Here is a 20,469-nt window from a genome sequence, read left to right on the forward strand (position 1 = left end):
TCTAAAATTTAAACTTAAAATGGAAATTGAAAAATCTATACTTGATAAAGTAAATATTTGGTTAACGCCTGTTTTTGACGCTGATACACACACCGCAATTAAAAATATGATGACTTCTTCGCCTAAAGAACTTGAAGAATGTTTTTATAAAAATCTTGAGTTTGGTACGGGTGGTATGCGTGGCATTATGGGTCCGGGGACTAACAGAATTAACAGATATACCCTTGGAAAAGCCACTCAGGGCCTTTCTGATTACCTTAAAACATCATTCCCCGGCGAAGAGCTTAAGGTAGCTATTGCCTATGATTGCCGCCACAACAGCGACACGCTTGCAAAAGTGGTTGCAGATGTATTTTCGGCAAACGGAATTAAAGTTTTCCTTTTCTCCGACTTACGCCCTACCCCTGAGCTTTCTTTCGCAGTAAGAAAACTTAACTGCCACGCAGGTATTGTTCTTACAGCATCGCATAACCCGCCCGAATATAACGGATATAAAGTATACTGGCAGGATGGCGGTCAGTTGGTTCCACCGCAGGACGGTGAACTTATTGACGTAATTGAAGCCCTAAACTACGACCAGATTAAATTTGAGGCCAATGAAGGCCTTATTGAATATATTGACGATGCTATTGATAAAGCGTTTATACAAACGTCTTTACAGGCAGCAACATTCAACACCCCGCAGGAAGCAAAAGACGAACTTAAAGTTGTGTTTACTCCCCTGCACGGTACATCGGTTACGCTTATCCCCGACCTGCTTGAAAATGCAGGATATAACAACGTACATATTGTTGCAGACCAGGCAAAACCAGATGGTGACTTCCCTACAGTAAAATCGCCAAACCCGGAAGAGCCTGAGGCACTTTCTATGGCTATCGCCTTAGCGGATGAGATCAATGCTGATATTGTTGTGGGTACCGACCCCGACAGTGACCGCCTTGGTGTAGCTGTACGTAATGGAAACGGCATTATGACACTGCTTAACGGCAACCAGACAATGGTTCTTATGACGCATTTCCTTTTGGAGCAATGGAAAAAGAAAGGACTTCTTAAAGGCAATGAGTTTGTTGCTTCTACGATAGTTTCTACCCCAATGCTTATGGAACTGGCTTCTGCTTACAACGTCGACTTTAAAGTAGGATTAACCGGCTTTAAATGGATCGCTAAAATGATTGTTGACTTCCCGGAACAGACGTTTATCGGCGGTGGCGAGGAAAGTTTTGGCTATATGGTAGGCGACGAAGTACGCGATAAAGATGCTGTTACTTCTACCCTGTTACTTTGCGAAATTGCAGCACAGGCAAAAGCAAATGCAAGTTCATTATACCAGGAATTGCTTAAATTATATGAGCAGTACGGTTTCTACAAAGAATATCTTATATCAATAACCAAAAAAGGTATTGATGGCGCTGCCGAGATAAAACAGATGATGCTTGACCTTCGCGACAATCCGCTTAAAGAAATTAACGGGCAGCGCGTGGTTATGGTTGAAGATTATAATGCATCTACAGCACGTAACCTGTTTACAGATGAAACAGAAGAACTGAAGCTTCCAAAATCTGATGTATTGATTTATTACCTTGAAGACGGTACTAAAATATGTGCCCGCCCTAGTGGCACAGAACCTAAAATTAAATTCTACTTTAGCGTAAACGATACGCTTGACGACGTTAAGAACTTTAAAGCCGTTGAAGCGTCTCTGGACGATAAGATTAAAAACATCATCGAAGAGATGAACCTTATTTAATGAGTAACTTTAAAAAAATAATGCGCTATGCGCTGCCGTACAAAAAGTATGCGTTCTTAAATATATTTTTCAACGTATTATATGCTTTTTTCAGCACGCTTTCATTCATAGCGCTAATACCAATGATCTCTGTCATTTTTGGTGACACTGAAAAAGTAACGGTTGAGCCGGTGTACAAGGGGTACGAACATATTCAAAGCTATCTCGAAGAATATCTAAACTACTATGTAACCACAACTACCGCAACCAAAGGCGTAGAATATACATTGGGGGCAATGGTGGTGGTTATCATCTCCATTTTCCTTATAAAAAACCTGTGTAACTATGTAGCATTATTTTTTGCTACATTTTTACGCAACGGTGTACTTAGGGATCTTCGTGATGCCATGTACAAAAAAGTGATCGAGTTGCCTTTATCTTTCTATTCGGAAAAACGTAAAGGAGACGTTATTGCCAGGATGTCATCAGACGTAAACGAGGTACAATCTTCTTATTTATCAATTCTTGAACTTATCGTTAAAGAACCGCTTACCATTGTTTTTTCAATTTTCCTGATGCTGAAAATCAATGTTAAGCTTACCATTTTTGTGTTTATATTCATTCCGGTTTCAGGGTTTATCATTTCTAAAATTGGTAAATCATTAAAGAAAAAATCAGGACGTGCACAATTAGAGCAGGGAACATTTCTATCTATAATAGAAGAAACCCTTGGTGGACTTAAAGTGATTAAAAGCTTTACTGCCGAAGGTTACTTTTCATCAAAATTCCGTGGCTCTACCGAAAGACACTATACATTGTCCAACAAAATACTTAACCGTCAGAACCTGGCTTCTCCATTAAGTGAATTTATGGGTATCCTTGTTATCGCAATACTGTTATGGTATGGTGGTCACATGGTGCTTGTTGAAGGCACGCTTAAAGGCGCTGCATTTATCGGGTATATGGGTCTTGCTTACAATATTCTTACTCCTGCTAAAGCTATCTCTAAGGCATCATATGATATCAAGAAAGGAAATGCGGCAGCAGACAGGCTTATGGATATCCTGGAGCAGCACAACCCTATTACAGATAGCCCTAAGGCTACAGATAAAAACACGTTTGATAGCCATATTTCTATTGAGAACATAAACTTCCGTTACGATCAGGAAGATGTTCTTAAAAACTTCTCTCTTACCGTACCGAAAGGTCAGACTGTTGCCCTTGTAGGACAATCAGGAAGTGGAAAGAGTACTATTGCCAACCTGCTAACACGCTTTTATGATGTACAGGAAGGCGCAATTAAAGTGGATGGCACTGATATCCGCGATTATAAACTTGATTCCTTAAGAGGCATGATGGGTCTTGTAACCCAGGACAGCATATTATTTAACGATACTGTTCGCAATAATATATCGCTTGGTAAACAGGACGCTACCGATGCAGAAATCATCGCTGCACTTAAAATTGCCAATGCTTATGAGTTTGTAGAAGGACTTCCTAACGGCATAGATACAAACATTGGCGATAGCGGCAACAAACTTTCTGGTGGACAGAAGCAACGCCTTAGTATCGCCCGTGCCGTGCTTAAAAACCCACCGATAATGATTCTTGACGAGGCAACCTCTGCCCTTGACACCGAAAGCGAAAAACTGGTACAGCAGGCGTTAGAGAACATGATGCAAAACAGGACATCGGTTGTTATTGCACACAGGCTTTCTACCATTCAGAAAGCAGACCTTATAGTAGTCTTGCAAAAAGGGCGTATTGTAGAGCAGGGTACTCACAGCGAACTTATATCCCGCGACGGTACCTACAAAAAGCTGGTTACTATGCAGTCGTTTGAATAGACATACTCAACTTCCCCTCCTTTGGAGGGGAAGTTGAAATAATAATATTTGGTTAAGGATAGCTGCATTTTTTGCAGCTATTTTTTTATGCCGTAACTTTAAACTTTTAATTCTACACCCGATACATGCCTAAGAAAGCCATTATTTACGACCTTGATAATACTATATTCCCCGTTAGCTCTATTGGAGAGAAACTGTTCGGACCTTTGTTTGATGCAATTGCCGAAAGCGGTCAGCATAACGATAGCATGGATGCTATTAAATATGCCATCATGCGAACGCCTTTCCGCATTGTAGCACAACGCCATAATTTAAGCGATGAACTTACACAAAAGGGAATTGATATTCAGGAAACTATAGATTATAAGGATGAAATGAATACATTTGAAGACTATCCTGAAATTAAAAATATTCCCGGAGAACGCTTCCTGGTTACTACTGGCTTTAAAACCATGCAGCTCAGCAAGATCAGGCAATTAGGCATCAGCGACGACTTTAAAGAAATACATGTAGTTAACCCTGTGGAGACTACCAAAAAAGACGTTTTTGCCGATATACTGAAACGCTACAACTACCAGCCGGATGAAGTGCTTGTAGTAGGCGATGATTCTGAATCTGAAATTGCTGCTGCCAAGGCACTCGGCATACCAACGGTGCTGTATGATAAGAATGATATGCAGGATGCCTCTGCCGCAGATTTTAAGATAGAACACTTTGCACAACTTAGAGATATTTACCTAAACTCATAACCGATGTACGTTCCTGATGAACAGATAAACCAGCTACCTAACGACACCGTCGTCTGGAAATATATGGATCTTTCCAAATTTCTGGATATGCTGCTGTGCAGGCAATTGTTTATGTCAAGGTCGGACAAATTTGAAGATCAGTATGAGGGGACATTCAGCGAACCTACTTACGAGGAGCTAAAGAAATTATCGGCAAACAATCCTGAATTCCTCGACCACCATAAGCACCATCGTAAAAACGTTGTTATAAGCAGCTGGCATATTAACGAATATGAATCGTTCGCCATGTGGCAGATCTTTACAAAGAATAACGAGGGGCTGGCTATACAATCTACCATCGGAAGAATGAAAGAGGCACTGGGGCCTGAAAATCGTTATGATCAGCACATTGGCGCAGTAAAATATATCGATTATAAAAAGGAGTATGTTCCTTTGGATAATAAGTTCTTCCCTTTCCTCTTTAAAAGAAAGAGTTTTCAGTATGAGCTTGAAGTGAGGATAATATCCGACCTCTCTGAACATAACCTCAATATCAACGAAGGCTTAAAGACCAATGTTGATATCCACAAACTTATTGATAAGATCTACATTCATCCAAAATCAGAGAATTGGTACAAGAACCTGGTAATACAGCTTATGCAGCAATTGGGCTTTGATTTTGAAATAGAAAAATCTGACCTGGAAAGCGATATTTTTGTATAGTAGGTAAACTGTATAAAACAAGAATCCCGATATAGTAGCTATATCGGGATTCTTGTTTTATAAATAGACTGTCGTTCGTCTTATCTAGCATCGAAGTACTGTAAACTAGTTCACCGGTTCGTAACTAACCACTTCCAGGTCAGATGAATTTAAGTTCACAAAATAATAGTGTACTTTATCATTCTTATCAAAAGCACCATTTTTATTGATATCCTCAATTGTACGGAAATACACCCTCGCCTGCGCCTCAATAAGGTTCCAGTCGATAAGCTCCTGAACATCCTGAGATAGCTTTTTAAAACCATGCCCACTGATATCACTGATGTATAACGACCTGATATCGTTAGAATCTACCTTGCCATCCTGATTGGTATCGGCATCAACAAGGGTATACAGTAATAATTGCTTTTTATATTTATCTGAAATAGTATTCAGGTAAGTGGCAGTTTGTATCTGGATCTTCTTATCAGTTAACGGTCGTAATGCAGTAGAATCGGCATGTTGAAATTTAAGATTTTCAAAATAGCCTGTAATCTCAAAACGGTTATAATTAGATATCGCATAGCTAACAGAATTATTGGTACGGCTCGTACCGTAGCTCCTGTTACTGTCATCATAGATTCTGATATCTCCTACCGGATGTATAAGGTATTTAGTCCCTTCCATGTGTACGGGAAGGTCGGCCACTTTAATCTCGGTCGAATCTATTTTCTTTGGCTGCGCCTTAGTAGGCTGACTACCATCATAAATAACCTTTGGCTTTGCCGCTTCTTCTTTACAACTTACTAAAAATACAGAAGACAAAGTAAGTAGTGCTATTAGGGCTTTTTTCATTTTCTAAGAGATATAATACCAAAAATACGCAAAATGTTTCAAATAACTATATGCTTACGTTCAGCTTAAGGCTAAATACACGGCTGGTTAAGTAATTTGGTATACCATACTGGTTTTTGGTATATACATCGCGCACCCATGTATTGGTGATTGAGTTTTGGTTATTAAACATATTAAATATCTCAAGGCCAAGTGTCAGTTCTTTAAACACACCCAACCAGTGCCCTTTAGGATGCTGTGTTTTAGCATCGGCAAATACATAAGAGAAACCGGCATCTACACGGCGGTAATCATTAAGCCTCGACTGATATTGGTATGAATCGGCATATGAAGGCGAACCACCCGGCAATCCTGTATTGTAAACAAGGTTAAGATACGCTCTTAAACTAGGTATATTAGGTACATAATCCTGAAACAGCACGCTAAACTGAAGCCTTTGGTCTGTTGGCCTTGCAATATATCCCCTGTCGTTTATATTTTCTTCGGTTTTCATGTAGCCGATACCAACCCATGATTCGGTACCGGGAACGAACTCACCATTCATACGAAGGTCTAGACCGTAGGCATACGCAACAGCATCATTATTGGCGCGGTAACGCATACGTACGTTTTCAAGCGTATAGGTATTAACGTTATCCATCTTTTTATAGTAAGCTTCAGACACCAGTCTAAACGGCCTCTGCCATAGCTTAAAGCTATAATCGTTACCAAAAACAATATGGATAGACTGCTGTGCTTTTACATTAGGCCTAACCTGTCCTAACGAGTCACGCATTTCGCGATAAAACGGCGGCTGGTGATAAAAACCTCCCGACAGGCGGAAAAGCATATCCATTTCCCATGCCGGCTTAAGCGTTAACTGTGCACGCGGACTGATAGTAGTTTGCGCTTTGCCTTCTACTTCACCGTTAACTTGCCAGTTATGCGCTCGTACACCCGCATTCATAAACAGATCGGCTTCTCCAAGTTTTGCCCTTTGGCTCCACTGAAGGAATCCTGAAAAACGGTTGATCGTTACAAAATTGGTTGATCGAATGTTTTGATAAGGAACAAGCGCTCCTGTAAAAGGGTTGTAAGGCTGGTCGTTGCGTGGCAAGTCAATAACCGGCGGCCTGATAGAAAATCCTGCTGAGTCGATAACTTCCCACTCTGACAAACGGTCACGAATATCTTCGCGGGTATATTTTGCACCCCACTCTAACCTGCTTCTGTCAATATTATGGTAACCCTTAACTTCTACGTTTGCAATAAGCGCATCAAGGTTATTACGGGCATGATTTAATTGCGAACCGACAGCGCGGGCATACTGTATATCTCCAAAAGTATCAGAACCTATGTTGGTATCTACTTCGCCAAGATTGTATTGTGCCAGAATATCAAAATGTTCCTGCTCCTGAGTGTGGTATAACGAGCCGATCACTTTAAACATGAAATTCTCTGATACTACATAGGTAGATTTTAATGCTCCGAAATACGTAGTGTATTCGTCTTTTTCCTGTCCGTTGTAAAATATCTGTAACGCCACAGGATCATCAATAGTACCAAAATTGGTTTGCCTTGTTAATGGTTGGTACTGGTATTTATTTTGAGAAATGTTACCCAGAAAGCTTAGCTCCCACTTATCAGATGGCAAAAAGTTGATCATCGTCTGCACATCCGTAAACCTCGGCTTAAAGTTGCTTTCCGTTTCCTGGCTGTTTACTAACAGACTGTTGTCCCTGTAACGCCCACCTACTATAGCACTCCATTTCTGGTCTTTACTTACGCCTTCGGCAGTAAGGCTTCCGCCAAGAAAACTGGCCTCAGCCTGAACACCATAGCGCACTGGCCTCCTATACGTGATATCAAGGACAGATGACATTTTATCACCATACTTCGCCTGGAAACCACCGGCAGAAAACTCAACATTCTGCACCATAGCAGTGTTGGTAAAGCTTAGTCCTTCCTGCTGTCCCGAACGTATAAGAAACGGACGGTAAATTTCTATATCTTCTACATACACAAGGTTTTCGTCGTAGTTACCACCACGTACCGAATACTGCGTACTCATTTCGTTGTTTGACCTTCCCCCTAAAAGTTTGATAACTGCCTCTACCCCACCATTAGCACTTGGTATATTCCTGATAACTTCACGCGGAATCCTTGTCAAACCCTGCACTTTCTGTCGGCTTGTTTCGCCATCAATAGTAAGTCCTTCAAGCACTTTACTATGCGAAGTTAACACAGCGTTTATCTCTGCTTTTTCTTTAGCATTAAGCCTGATAGGAATAGCCGCCGGGCTATAGCTTAAGTGTGAAAAATAAATAATAATCTCTTTACCTGCAGGAATTTCCAGTTTATAAAAACCTGTTTTTTCAGACAAGGTTTGTTCTTTTAGGCCTCCATCTTCATAAAAAACAGTAACGCCTTCGGCTGGCTGGCGGTTTTCATCTAAAAGTACACCGTATATAAGGGCTTTGTCCTGGGCAAATGCAGAAACGCTGATTATAAAGAGCAGCAGCGTAAAAAGTTTATTTATTGTTTTCAACAGAGGTTTGATTTTGTGTTCTGAAAAAATGCGTTTCAAAGGTAGCAGAATTTCCCACACTATCAGTAATCGTGACTTTTAAATCGTTACGTCCTTCGGCAACAACGCCATCGCTGAAATTGTGGTATATAATTCTTGTTTTATAATCGTAATGCATAAGTGTCCATTTTCCGTTAAGCCACGCATCAATTGTTGCAATACCTGATTTATCATCGCTTATTTTAAAGCTGAACTGCTTATTTTTGGTCAGCCACTTTCCTTCGGCAAAACTAGGGCTGAATATTTTTGGCGGATTATAATCCTGCGCCAGCTTAAAATCGCCAAGTGTTTTTACTTTGGCAGTAAGCCTTCCGTCCTGCAAATAGCTTGAGTTGTAAGACACTCTTTTATCTGTAAAGCCTGCAATAAACGTTTTTTTAAGCACGTCTTTAGAAAGGTGGCTCACATCAAACGAAACGGTAACCGGGTTATGCACCGGCACCGTCGCATTATGAAGGTGAAGTACAGAATCCTGCACATCAAAATCCATATAAAAATCTTCATAGAAGGCATTCGCCGGAATAAAGACTGATACGTTATTTTTAGTATAATTATGATCATTACCCACTTTTACAAGATATGGCGTAACCCTTTTTGTTTCGGTAACCGTTGCAGGAGCATCAGAATAATCAATGCTTCCGTTAATAACGGCTTTGTTTCCGTGGAAATCACTAACCTCTATCCTGTAATTTTTTGTTTCGCCCGATACAACATCAAACTGCCCGTTTGATGTATTGTTTTTTACCAATGACAGTGAATACGGCGTCTTGATGAATAGCTTTTGGTAACGCTGCCCCGTGCTGTAATACCTTTGATAGTCGATGTAATTATTTACGTAACGCGATTCATCAAACGCAAAGGTGTTAAAGGTAACATGAAAAGAAGGACTTCCGTTATAATACGTCTGAATGTTATACAACCCGTTGTTACCAACACTTCCTGTAGATTTATCGCTGGCGTTAACCGCAAAGCCTACTTTACCCCTCGCTGAAATTTTATCGGCAAGATAAGTACCGTCCTTTTGTAGCTTTAAGGCAACAAGCGTTGGTTTAACAGAAGCATTCACGACAGCATCGTCACTTAGCGGATATGCCATTAACCCCAAAACATTTGGCGCTTTGGTATCGCCCATTTTTTTATCAAGCCCAAACAGCAACGGGTTAATTACCCATTCTGTTTTGGTATCGCGGTATTCAAAGTGAAGGTGCGGCCCACCGGAACCACCACTGTTTCCCGAATAACCTATAAGTTCGCCTTTTGTTATCTTGATTTCCTCTTTAGAAGGAAAAAGCTCAATATCGAAGGATCTTTTTTCATATTGTTTTGCCCTTACATAGGCATCTATCCTTTCAGAATACGCCTGTAAATGCCCATAAAGGGTTGTAAACCCATTCGGGTGATCAATATACAATGCAGTTCCGTAACCATACGAAGATACCCTTACGCGCGATACGTAGCCATCGGCAGCGGCATACACGGGTAAGCCCTCACGCTGCTCTGTCCTGAAATCAAGGCCTGCATGAAAGTGGTTGTTACGCAATTCGCCAAATGTACCGGAAGGATAAACCGGAATTTCCATTGGCGACCTAAAATAGTCCTGCGGATAAGGCTGCTGAGCCCACAGCATCGTAGTAAGAAACAGTAAGGGGAAAAAAAGTAATCTCATAGAGGGCTAAAATATAAAAAACCAGTAAAAAAACCGCAGTGTTTGGCTTATTCTTATAACTGTTTACCTTACAATTTATTACGCCTCTACGAAAAATTTCGCATAAATTTTATACAAAGTATTGTTTCTAATTAAAGTAATATTAACTTTGTAAAATCATGTAATGAAAGTTGACTGTTATGAACGGATTATCCGATATAGTTGATGCTCTTGAGATTAAGCTCGAAAAGCTTGCCCAGAAACTGGACACGCTACAGAAGCAAAATCACGAGCTGGAAAACGAGGTTTCCCGGTCGGCTTTGGCCTTAAGCAGGCAGAGTGAGGAGGTTGCGTTGCTTAAACAGCAAAACGAATCTCTAAGGATGGCCAACTCATTACTGGGCAGTGACGAAAATAAAAGAGAAACAAAACTCAAGATAAATTCATTGATTCGCGAAATTGATTACTGTATAGCACAACTATCTGATTAATATAAAAGATGGACGAAAAGCTTAAAATAAAGATATCAGTTGCCGACAGGGTTTACCCATTAACAGTAGATCCGTCTCAGGAAGAAGGACTAAGAAGTGCTTCGAAAAAGATTGATACCATGATTAGGCAGTTCGAAGAAAATTATGCGGTTCGCGACAAACAGGATGTACTTGCCATGTGTGCATTACAATTTGCAGCACAGGTAGAACAAAAGCAGCTGGATAAGTCTGCTAACCTTGAAGAAGCTCTGGAAAGGCTTCGTAAAATGGATGAAAGAGCAAATGAGCTTCTCTCAAAATAATTAAAAATACGTTCTTTACATACGTCAAAATACTGCCTACATTAGTCCATATTTGATAAACTCAACGCCAATACTTTAAAATGGGTGAATCGTCGCTACTATAGCAAGCTGCCTTGAGCAGATCCTTGAACAGCGGGTTAGCCCAAAACTTGTCAATACGAGTTTATACAATTACTTCTGATGTAGGCTTTTTTATTTACATACATATACACAACCAAACATAATCTATGGACATTACATTAATAATAATCATCGGGATCGTTGGGGCCGCTGCCGGATTTGGAATTGCGAAGTTCCTTGAAAAGAAAAACGTATCAACCCTGATAAAAAACGCCAAAAAAGAGGCGGGATCAATACTTAAAACGGCTCAAACTGAGGCTGAATCTATAAAGAAAGACAAATTACTGCAGGCTAAAGAAAAATTTCTTGAGCTTAAAGCAGAGCACGAACAGGTAATTTTAGGCAAAGACAAAAAGATTGCCGAAGCAGAGAAAAGAACACGTGATAAAGAATCGCAGGTATCTAATGAACTGGCTAAAACTAAAAAGGTAAACGACGAGGCAGAGGCAAAAATTGCCGATTATAATGCCCGTGTTGAATACCTTGATAAAAAACAACAGGAAATTGACAGGCTTCACAAAAGCCAGGTAGACCAGCTTGAAGTTATCTCAGGCCTTTCAGCAGATGAAGCGAAAAACCAACTTGTAGAAAGCCTTAAAGCTGAGGCTAAAACAAGTGCTATGTCTCACATTCAGGATACTATTGAAGAGGCTAAGCTTACCGCTGCACAGGAGGCTAAAAAGATCATCATCAGCACGATTCAGCGTGTTGGTACAGAGGAAGCAGTAGAAAACTGTGTATCTGTATTCAACATTGAATCTGATGACGTTAAAGGACGTATCATTGGACGTGAAGGTCGTAACATCCGTGCGCTTGAAGCTGCAACAGGTGTTGAGATCATTGTAGATGATACCCCAGAAGCTATTATCCTTTCTTGTTTTGACCCTGTAAGAAGGGAAATTGCACGCCTTGCACTACACAAACTTGTTACAGACGGTAGGATTCACCCTGCACGTATCGAAGAGGTTGTTGGTAAGACAGCAAAACAAATTGAAGACGAAATTATTGAAGTTGGTAAACGTACCGTGATCGATCTTGGTATCCACGGACTTCACCCTGAACTTATAAAAATCGTGGGAAGAATGAAGTACCGTTCTTCTTACGGACAGAACTTACTTCAACACTCGCGTGAAGTTGCTAAGCTTTGTGGTATTATGGCTGCAGAACTTGGGCTTAATGTTAAGCTTGCTAAAAGAGCCGGTTTACTTCACGATATCGGTAAAGTGCCGGATGCTGAAAGCGACCTTCCTCACGCATTATTGGGTATGCAGTGGGCTGAGAAATATGGTGAAAAAGAAGAAGTGTGCAACGCTATTGGTGCTCACCATGACGAGATAGAAATGAAGTCTTTACTATCACCTATCGTTCAGGTGTGTGATGCTATATCGGGTGCAAGACCGGGTGCAAGGAGACAGGTTCTTGACTCTTACATTCAGCGTCTTAAAGACCTTGAAGATATTGCTTACGGATTCCAGGGCGTTAAGAGTGCCTATGCTATCCAGGCAGGACGTGAGCTTCGTGTTATCGTAGAAAGCGAAAAAGTAAGCGATGATATGGCCGCTAACCTTTCTTTCGAAATCTCTCACAAGATACAGACTGAAATGACCTATCCCGGACAGGTAAAAATTACCGTAATCAGGGAAACAAGGGCAGTTAATATTGCGAAATAAGTTGCTGAGGCACTAAATTTATTAGTAGCTTAGGCTTTAAAAACATAAAAACTCCGGAGGAAACTTCGGAGTTTTTTTGTGTAGATTTATATAAAGCTCCTCAGCAACTATTGAGTATCAGGCTCACCACTTAATTGTAATGTATATTATTTATAATTGGACACGAGCGGGACGCTCGCGCCAGCAGCAAAAAGTAATTAGTATGGAAAAATTCTTTAAATATCTCCTTTACTACCTGATAGCCTTTCTATTGGTACTTTATATAACTACAATAAAAGAAGGCATGGAAGTTTTTGGTATTAAAGACTATTACATACTTAAGAGCTTTGAGTATTTTATATTTTGGGTATTACCATATTGGTTGTTTATATTAATACTTGTTGCAGCTGTATATGCAATGATTACATTTGTAATAGTAAAGCTTATAAAGAAAATTTAATACGCAGTAGAGAGGAATATATTTAAATAACAATTTAGATTTCAAAAATGAAAAAACATCAATTCTTAATTATAGCAGTATTATTCTCTTTCGCCGCGATATCTTGTGATGGCTTTTTCATAAATAAAAAGACCTCTGAAATTATTCACTTAAGTTCATGCTGCAATTCTGATTCAACATGGACAAAAATTTATAATACCCACCGGATCGAGAACTCAGAAAATGCAGAGATAAGAGAAATAATTGCCGAATTTAAAAGGCAGCCATTTTCAAATACTGTTTTATATTTTAAAGATTACCCAGAAGAATATATTGGTATTGGCGATGGAGGATCCTCTATTAGGTATGTGTATAACAAAAAAATAAGTAGTCAGGTTTTAAATGGGTTGTCTCCTGAATTAAGCGAATCTGAAAAATTGAGAATCGCCTTAAGGGTAAATTCTATTCTTTTTAATTATGTAGGTGAAGAAAGCCGAAAAGAGTCAGCTATAATTCTTAAATATCAATGTGAAGATTTAATAGAAAATTATAAAGAATAATCATCACCTCTATAGATTGGATTTGCAATCCACATCCTAGACACAAAACCCTCCCCTGAACTAACAGAGAAGGGTTTTTCCACTTAAAACAATAACACCATTACCTCCAGCCTCCGCCGAGTGACCTGTATAACTGGGCCACCGCGTTAAGCTGGTCTCTTTTTAATGCCGCCAGATCCAGTTCGCTTTGCAGCACATTGCTTTGTGCTGTTATCACTTCCAGATAATTGGCCATGCCGCTTTTAAACAGCATGTCGGCATTGGTTGTAGCTTTTTGCAGGTTGGCCACTCTTTCCGCCGCAAACTCCTGCTCCTGTTTAAGTTTTTCTACCCTCACCAGCGCGTCTGATACTTCGCCTACGGCTATTAGTACCGACTGCCTGAAGGCAATAACTGCTTTTTCGCGCTCAACTTTGGCTACCTCGTACTGTGTACGAAGCTGCCTTCTTTGCAACAATGGCTGTGTAAGGCTACCGGCCACCATACCAAATAATGAAGCTGGCATATTAAACCAGTTATCCGATTTAAACGAATTGACACCGCCTTGCGCTGTAATATTTAGCGCCGGGTACATTGAGGCTTTGGTAACCCCTACCCTTGCATTGGCTGCTGCCAGTTCATATTCTGTACCCTTTACATCGGGTCTCTGACTTACGATTGATGATGGAACTCCTGCCGACAACTGCGTATGTAGCGGTGTCAGGTCTAAAGTTGTATTGCGCACTATTTCTGCCGGAAGTGCACCGGTAAGTATACTAAGGGCATTCTCCTGAATGGTAACTTCTTTTTCAAGCTGCGGTACTATCTGAGCAGCCCTTAAGCGTTGTGCTTCGGTTTGTTGTACCGCCAATGTAGTTACCTGTCCCGAACCGAACTGCATTTTTACAATACGAACTGTATTTTCATTCAGCTCCAGGTTCTTTTTAGCGATAGCCAATTGGGCATCAAGCATTAAAAGATTGTAGTATCCCTGCGCTACAGAAGCTACAATATTGGTCTGAACCAGTTTCCTGGCTTCTTCTGTTTTTAAATAAAGGGCTAAAGCCTCTTTTTTACGTCCTCTCAATTTCCCCCAGATATCGGCTTCCCACGAAAGTGAACCTCCCGCGTTGTAATCCTCTATATGGCTTGTGTTTAGAAAGTTGGCGAGGCTTATACCGTTTAAGCTATTTTGTGACGGAATACTGGTATTTGCCGTGACGCCCATACTAAGCTGCGGAACGTTATTCCATTTTGTTTGCCTTAGCTGAAGCTGTGCCGATTCAATGTTTTTAATCGCCGTCTGCATGTCGTAATTATTAGTTACGGCCTTACCGATAAGCTCCTGAAGGTTAGCATCGGGAAAGAACTGTTTCCATTCTATCGATGCAACACTTGTAGTATCGGTACTTGCAGTGGCATTTCTGTATGCCTGCGGAAGTTCCGGCTGCGGTGTTTCTATATCTTTAGACACTTTACAACCTGTAAGTATCAGGACTGCTGTAAAGAGAAGATAAATATTATACGTTTTCATTTTTAAATGGTGGTATATTTTAAGTTGCTTGAAGTAATGTTGTTGTATGCCAGCCCCACCTCCGGTAATAGGTATGAGAGGAAGGAGCCGACAAAAAACAAACAATAACCTTTAAGTTTATTTATTTAACTAGTTCTAATTCTTCTTTCAGATGCTCTACAGCTTCTGCCCCGGTGGCTTTGAATGGCACACCCGTAACTTTTTCCTGTAAGTACTGGAACACAATGAACAATACCGGAATGATGAACAATCCAAGTATTACCCCTGACACCATTCCTCCTGCTGCACCAATACTAATTGAGTGGTTACCCTGTGCAGATGGCCCTACTGCCCCCATCATCGGGATTAGACCCACGATGAATGCAAGCGATGTCATGATGATTGGTCGAAGCCTTAGCTTAGCTGCTTCAAGCGCTGCCGATAGCAAAGTCTTGCCTGCCCTTCGGCGCTGTACGGCAAACTCCACAATAAGAATGGCATTCTTGGCGAGCAACCCAATAAGCATTACAAGCGCCACCTGTACGTAAATGTTATTCGATATTCCCGTTAGCCCTATGGCTGCAAATACCCCGAAGATACCGGTTGGTATAGAAAGGATTACCGCCATTGGAAGGATATAACTTTCGTACTGTGCTGCAAGCAGGAAGTACACAAACAATAAACTCATTAAGAACACTACTGCCGACTGTCCGCCTGAGATGATCTCTTCCCTTGTCATACCTGAGAATTCATATGAATATCCTGGTGGAAGGTGTTTGGCTGCAACTTCTTCCACAGCCTTGATAGCTGCTCCGGAACTGAATCCCGGTTTCGGAATCGCGTTTACTCCCATAGAGTTAAACAGGTTGTAACGTGATGCATTCTCCGGTCCGTAAACCCTTTGCAGTTTTACCAGTGTGTTTACCGGAACCATCTCTCCTGTTTTATTTCTAACGAATACACCTCCTAATGATTCGGCAGTAGAACGGTCGTCTTTATCTGCCTGAACCATAACACGGTAGTATTTACCAAATCGGTTAAAGTCAGATACCTGTGCACTACCATAATAGGACTGGACGGTAGACATCAATTCGCGGATGCTAACGCCAAGCTGCTCTGCTTTAACATCATCAACTTCCATTTCATACTGCGGGTAATCTGCCCTGAATGGCGTAAATGCTACAGCAATTTCAGGACGTTTCATCAACTCCATAATAAAGTTGTTACCAATAGCACTAAATTTATCCAGTTTGCCTCCGGTACGATCCTGAAGTACAAAATCAAGTCCGTCGATATTACTGAAACCCGGTACGGTTGGGAAGGTAAACACAAAGAAGTTTGCCCCTTTCACAGCCGAAAGCTTTTGGCGCACATCATTCATGATCTGGTCGATGTTCCTTACATCGCCACGTTCTTTATCTTCCTTAAGCAGTACGAATGCCACCCCAAATGAAGGGCTTGACGACTGCGTAAGCATATTGAAACCTGCCAGTATGTTTAGCGTACGTGTGTATTCTGCCGGTCTTAAAATATTTTCAACTTCGGCTAAAGCCTGTGTTGTTCTTTCAAGCGATGTACCTGCCGGCATGGAAGCCGATATTGCAATAAATCCCTGATCTTCTGAAGGGATAAATCCTGACGGCGTGGTTTTTATCAACCAGGCTGTTGCCAATACAACTACTGCAAGTCCGCCTAAACTAAACCACCTGTATTTTATAAGGAATCGTAAGCTGCCCATATAACGGTTGGTTATCTTGTCGAAACCTACGTTGAAACCTTTAAAGAACCTGTCTTTAAAATTAGGTGCTTTATATTCGGCATGTTTATCATCATGATTGTGGCTGTGCGTATCATGCCCTTTTAAGAACAATGCGGCCAGTGCAGGGCTCAGCGTTAATGCATTTACTGCCGAAATTACAATTGCAATTGCCAGTGTTAATGCAAACTGCCTGTAGAATACACCTGTTGAGCCTTCCATGAAACCTACCGGAAGGAATACTGCCGACATTACCAGGGTAATTGAAATAATTGCTCCTGTAATTTCGCTCATGGCAGATGTTGTTGCCTGTTTAGGCTGATAGCCGCGCTCTAATTTAGAGTGTACCGCCTCGACGACGACAATGGCATCATCTACTACGATACCGATAGCAAGAACTAATGCAAATAGGGTTAGCATGTTAATCGAGAATCCGAACAGTGACATGAAAAAGAACGTTCCCAGGATTGCCACCGGAACCGCAATGGCCGGAATTAATGTTGACCTAAAATCCTGAAGGAATATATATACCACCACGAATACAAGTAAAAAGGCCTCTATAAGTGTGTGCTCTACCTGCTCGATAGAAGCATCAAGCATTCTTTTTGTGTTGTAAAGCGTTAGGTATTTTACATCTTTAGGGAAGTTTTTAGACGCTTTTTCCATCAGCTCTGCAATAGATACCTGAATATCATTTGCGTTTGAGCCCGGAAGCTGCATTACCGCGATATTTACACCCGGTTTACCATCTACCCTTGTAAAGTTACCATAGGTATATGCTCCGAATTCTACTCTTGCAACGTCTTTAAGACGAAGTATAGAACCATCGGTGTTTGTACGTACAATTATGTTTTCGTAATCGGTAGGCTTGTTCAGCTTACCTTTATATTTAATAACGTATTCGAAAGATTCGCTGCTGCTTTCACCAAATTTACCCGGTGCAGCCTCTAAGTTTTTATCCTGAATAGCAGCTGTAACTTCTCTTGGCGTAATATTGTAGGTTGCCATTTGAGAAGGCTTAAGCCATACCCTCATAGAGTAATCTTTGCTACCTCCAAATATCATTGACTGCCCAACACCCGGTATCCTTTTAATGTCGGGAATAATGTTTATCTGCGCATAATTCGCAAGGAATGTCTGGTCGTATGCCTTATTGTTTTCGGTATACATAGACAATACCATGATAAGGCTGTTCTGCTGTTTTGCAGTGGTTACACCCGCCTGTATAACTTCTGACGGAAGCTGGCTGGTAGCCTGAGACACCCTGTTCTGTACGTTTACCGCAGCCTGGTCAGGATCTGTACCCAGTTTAAAGTAAACGGTAATAACTAATGATCCGTCATTACTCGCTGTAGAGCTCATATAACTCATGTTCTCTACACCGTTGATTGACTCTTCCAGCGATGGCGCAACCGACCTAAGTACGGTTTCGGCATTGGCACCCGGGTATAGCGCAGTTACCTGTACCGCCGGAGGGGCGATGTCCGGGAACTGCTGCAATGGTAATTTTACGAGGCCTAATATACCTACAATTACCAATAGGATGGATATGACCGTTGCCAGAACCGGCCGGTCTATAAATTTCTTAAACATGTTTGGTTTTGCTTAAAGTGTTAGTTTGTAATTATTTAGCAGCAACTTCTTCCTGAACTTTCTCAGGGATAATAACTGTGCCGTCCTGTAGTGTTTCAAAGCCTTTATACACAAGCCTGTCACCTGCTTTAATACCGTCTTTTACAAGATAATCGGTTCCGCTTTTACCCATTATGGTAATTGGGCTTTTGGTCACTTTATTGTCTTTGTCTACTACATAAACAAATATTTTATCCTGAACTTCTGCCGTAACAGCCTGTGGAATAAGCAATACATTGTTGTGGCTTATACCAAGGCGAACCTTTCCTGTATTGCCCGAACGTAATAAGCCCTTAGCATTAGGAAAACTTGCCCTTAGCGTGATAGCACCTGTAGTTTTATCAAACTGGCCGTCTACCATATCAATTTTTCCTTTTTGTTCATATTCGCTGTTATCAGCCAATACCAATGTAACGGGAGGCAGTTTTTTCAATTTATCATCCAGTGTGTTACCTTCAAATTTATTTTTGAAAGCAATGAAATCAGCCTCCCCAATTGAGAAATAAGCATGTATCTCCTGAATATCAGACATTAGCGTAAGTGGTATCGGGTCGGCAGCAGAAACAAGGCTTCCCTGTTTTTTAGGGAGTCTTGTAATGTAGCCATCTACCGGAGCTGTAATAAGCGTGTACCCTAAGTTAATCCTGGCAGATGCCACGGCAGCCTGAGCCTGATTTCTGTTCGCCTCGGCAATTTTAACCGATGCTTTGGCATTTTTAAGCTGAAACTCAGAGATTACTTTACCTTCTACAAGCGGTGTCATTTTTTCAACCTCAAGTTTGGCGTTTATAAGAGCACCTTCTGCACTATTAAGAGCGCCCTGTGCATTGTTTAGCAATTCGCGGTAACGGCTTTCGTTTATCTTGAAGATAGGCTGGCCTGCTTTTACAAAGGCACCTTCATCTACAAAAACTTTGTCAAGGTAACCGTCTACCTGCGGACGTATCTCTACGTTTGTTCTTCCCTCAACAGTAACAGGATACTCCTGGTACGTAACTGCATCGCGTGCTCCTATCTCAAAAACAGGAACCGAAACAGCCTGAGGTGCAGCTGCCTGTTCTGCACCACTTCCGGAAAATCCATAAAATGCAATACCGGCAACAAGTACTATAGCTATGATTAAAATTATGCGTTTCATAATGACGTTAGATTATTTAATGATGTTAAGTAATGGTTCAAAAAAATTTAAAAGAAATGATTAATGTTTGGTATTTACTTCTTATAAATCATTTAACAGCGTTAAGTGATTTCTCAAAAAAAAGCTAATGCTTAGTGTTCATGTTCAAAATATATAGTGATTAAATTATTTAATGGTGTTAAATGGATATTCAAATTTTTTTATTCTTTTATATACCGGACAATGCCCGTTATCGCGTCTGTTAATATTTGCTTATTTATTTCATCAGATAAACCGTTTCCAACAATATTTATGGAGATCAACCCATGTATTACAGAAAAGAACAGGAAATACTTTTGCTTTATAACTTCCGGCTTAGGTTCTTTAACGCCCATTATCTCTGCGATAACATTTGATATTAGAACGTAAGGAGCATCAGTTTCGGTGTTACGCTGCGCACAGCACGTCATTTCTACACCATACATTAACTGATACATTTCCTTGTTCTTAAGGGCAAAGTTCCAGTATGCCAGCCACATTGCTTCTAACTGCTCTGCCGCATCTGTAGATTCTGCCTTTGCAGCCTCCAGGTCTTTGGTCAGGATTACGAAACCTTTACAGGTTAGTTCCTGTAAAATAGCCTCTTTATTAGAAAAATATTCGTAAATTATAGGAGCTGTATATTCAATCTTGTCTGCAATCTTACGCATACTCAGGCCCTGCCATCCTTCTTCTTTTACAATCTCACGGGCAGCCTTAAGTATATTCGAACGGGTTTCTTCCTTCTGTCTTAAAATTCTCTCTTTACTTCCCATTTTATAGCTTTTAAATTACTTAACAGC

16 protein-coding genes are annotated in these 20,469 nt (G+C 40.7%); 9 read left to right on the forward strand and 7 right to left on the reverse strand.

Annotation, left to right across the window (positions count from 1 at the left end):
- The first annotated feature begins 19 nt into the window (after positions 1-19).
- The 4 genes from ALW18_05525 (at position 20) to ALW18_05540 (ending at position 5,024) form a co-directional block, all read left to right on the forward strand.
- Positions 20-1,747, forward strand: a complete 1,728-nt coding sequence (locus ALW18_05525; GenBank protein AOE52024.1) for a phosphoglucomutase — start codon at positions 20-22, stop codon at positions 1,745-1,747.
- Positions 1,747-3,573, forward strand: a complete 1,827-nt coding sequence (locus ALW18_05530) for an antibiotic ABC transporter ATP-binding protein (GenBank protein ID AOE52025.1) — start codon at positions 1,747-1,749, stop codon at positions 3,571-3,573. Before ALW18_05525 ends, ALW18_05530 begins: the two co-directional genes overlap by 1 nt.
- Positions 3,574-3,698: 125 nt before the next feature.
- On the forward strand, positions 3,699-4,322 hold the full coding sequence (locus ALW18_05535; protein AOE52026.1) for a haloacid dehalogenase: 624 nt from the start codon (positions 3,699-3,701) through the stop codon (positions 4,320-4,322).
- Positions 4,323-4,325: 3 nt separating this feature from the next.
- Positions 4,326-5,024: a hypothetical protein gene (locus tag ALW18_05540; GenBank protein ID AOE52027.1), complete on the forward strand. Its 699-nt coding sequence runs from the start codon at positions 4,326-4,328 to the stop codon at positions 5,022-5,024.
- 105 nt (positions 5,025-5,129) lie between these two features.
- Here the strand turns inward: ALW18_05540 and ALW18_05545 are convergent, their stop codons facing one another.
- Genes ALW18_05545 through ALW18_05555 form a run of 3 tightly spaced genes read right to left on the reverse strand, consistent with a single transcriptional unit; the run spans position 5,130 to position 10,090 of the window.
- Entirely contained in the window at positions 5,130-5,858 is a 729-nt protein-coding gene (locus ALW18_05545) for a hypothetical protein (GenBank protein AOE52028.1), read from the reverse strand.
- 46 nt (positions 5,859-5,904) lie between these two features.
- Positions 5,905-8,376, reverse strand: a complete 2,472-nt coding sequence (locus ALW18_05550; GenBank protein ID AOE54320.1) for a TonB-dependent receptor — start codon at positions 8,374-8,376, stop codon at positions 5,905-5,907.
- A complete protein-coding gene (locus ALW18_05555; GenBank protein ID AOE52029.1) occupies positions 8,369-10,090 on the reverse strand; it encodes a peptidase M23 in 1,722 nt (573 codons plus the stop codon). Before ALW18_05555 ends, ALW18_05550 begins: the two co-directional genes overlap by 8 nt.
- Before the next feature lie 179 nt (positions 10,091-10,269).
- Here ALW18_05555 and ALW18_05560 point away from each other — a divergent pair, with 179 nt between their 5' ends.
- The 5 genes from ALW18_05560 (at position 10,270) to ALW18_05580 (ending at position 13,630) form a co-directional block, all read left to right on the forward strand.
- The gene (locus ALW18_05560; GenBank protein ID AOE52030.1) at positions 10,270-10,560 is read left to right on the forward strand and encodes a hypothetical protein; all 291 of its coding nucleotides are present in this window, start codon (positions 10,270-10,272) and stop codon (positions 10,558-10,560) included.
- Between the two features lie 8 nt (positions 10,561-10,568).
- Entirely contained in the window at positions 10,569-10,862 is a 294-nt protein-coding gene (locus tag ALW18_05565) for a cell division protein ZapA (GenBank protein ID AOE52031.1), read from the forward strand.
- 227 nt (positions 10,863-11,089) lie between these two features.
- Positions 11,090-12,652 carry a ribonuclease gene (locus ALW18_05570; protein AOE52032.1) on the forward strand — a complete coding sequence of 521 codons (1,563 nt, stop codon included), beginning with the start codon at positions 11,090-11,092 and terminating at the stop codon, positions 12,650-12,652.
- A gap of 139 nt (positions 12,653-12,791) precedes the next feature.
- Positions 12,792-13,091 carry a hypothetical protein gene (locus ALW18_05575; GenBank protein ID AOE52033.1) on the forward strand — a complete coding sequence of 100 codons (300 nt, stop codon included), beginning with the start codon at positions 12,792-12,794 and terminating at the stop codon, positions 13,089-13,091.
- Positions 13,092-13,138: 47 nt separating this feature from the next.
- Positions 13,139-13,630 carry a hypothetical protein gene (locus ALW18_05580; protein ID AOE52034.1) on the forward strand — a complete coding sequence of 164 codons (492 nt, stop codon included), beginning with the start codon at positions 13,139-13,141 and terminating at the stop codon, positions 13,628-13,630.
- A 100-nt stretch (positions 13,631-13,730) separates the two neighbouring features.
- Here the strand turns inward: ALW18_05580 and ALW18_05585 are convergent, their stop codons facing one another.
- From ALW18_05585 to ALW18_05600, 4 genes are all read right to left on the reverse strand, one after another.
- Positions 13,731-15,143, reverse strand: a complete 1,413-nt coding sequence (locus ALW18_05585) for an RND transporter (GenBank protein AOE52035.1) — start codon at positions 15,141-15,143, stop codon at positions 13,731-13,733.
- Positions 15,144-15,264: 121 nt separating this feature from the next.
- Positions 15,265-18,471, reverse strand: coding sequence for a multidrug transporter AcrB (locus ALW18_05590; GenBank protein ID AOE52036.1), 3,207 nt, complete (start codon positions 18,469-18,471; stop codon positions 15,265-15,267).
- A 31-nt stretch (positions 18,472-18,502) separates the two neighbouring features.
- Positions 18,503-19,648: an RND transporter gene (locus ALW18_05595; GenBank protein ID AOE52037.1), complete on the reverse strand. Its 1,146-nt coding sequence runs from the start codon at positions 19,646-19,648 to the stop codon at positions 18,503-18,505.
- Between the two features lie 200 nt (positions 19,649-19,848).
- Positions 19,849-20,442 (reverse strand): TetR family transcriptional regulator, encoded by a 594-nt coding sequence (locus ALW18_05600; GenBank protein ID AOE52038.1) that lies wholly within the window; start codon positions 20,440-20,442, stop codon positions 19,849-19,851.
- Positions 20,443-20,469 lie beyond the last annotated feature (27 nt).

Origin of the sequence: Flavobacterium psychrophilum, from assembly GCA_001708385.1 — a bacterium.
In the GTDB taxonomy this organism is placed as follows: domain Bacteria; phylum Bacteroidota; class Bacteroidia; order Flavobacteriales; family Flavobacteriaceae; genus Flavobacterium; species Flavobacterium psychrophilum_A.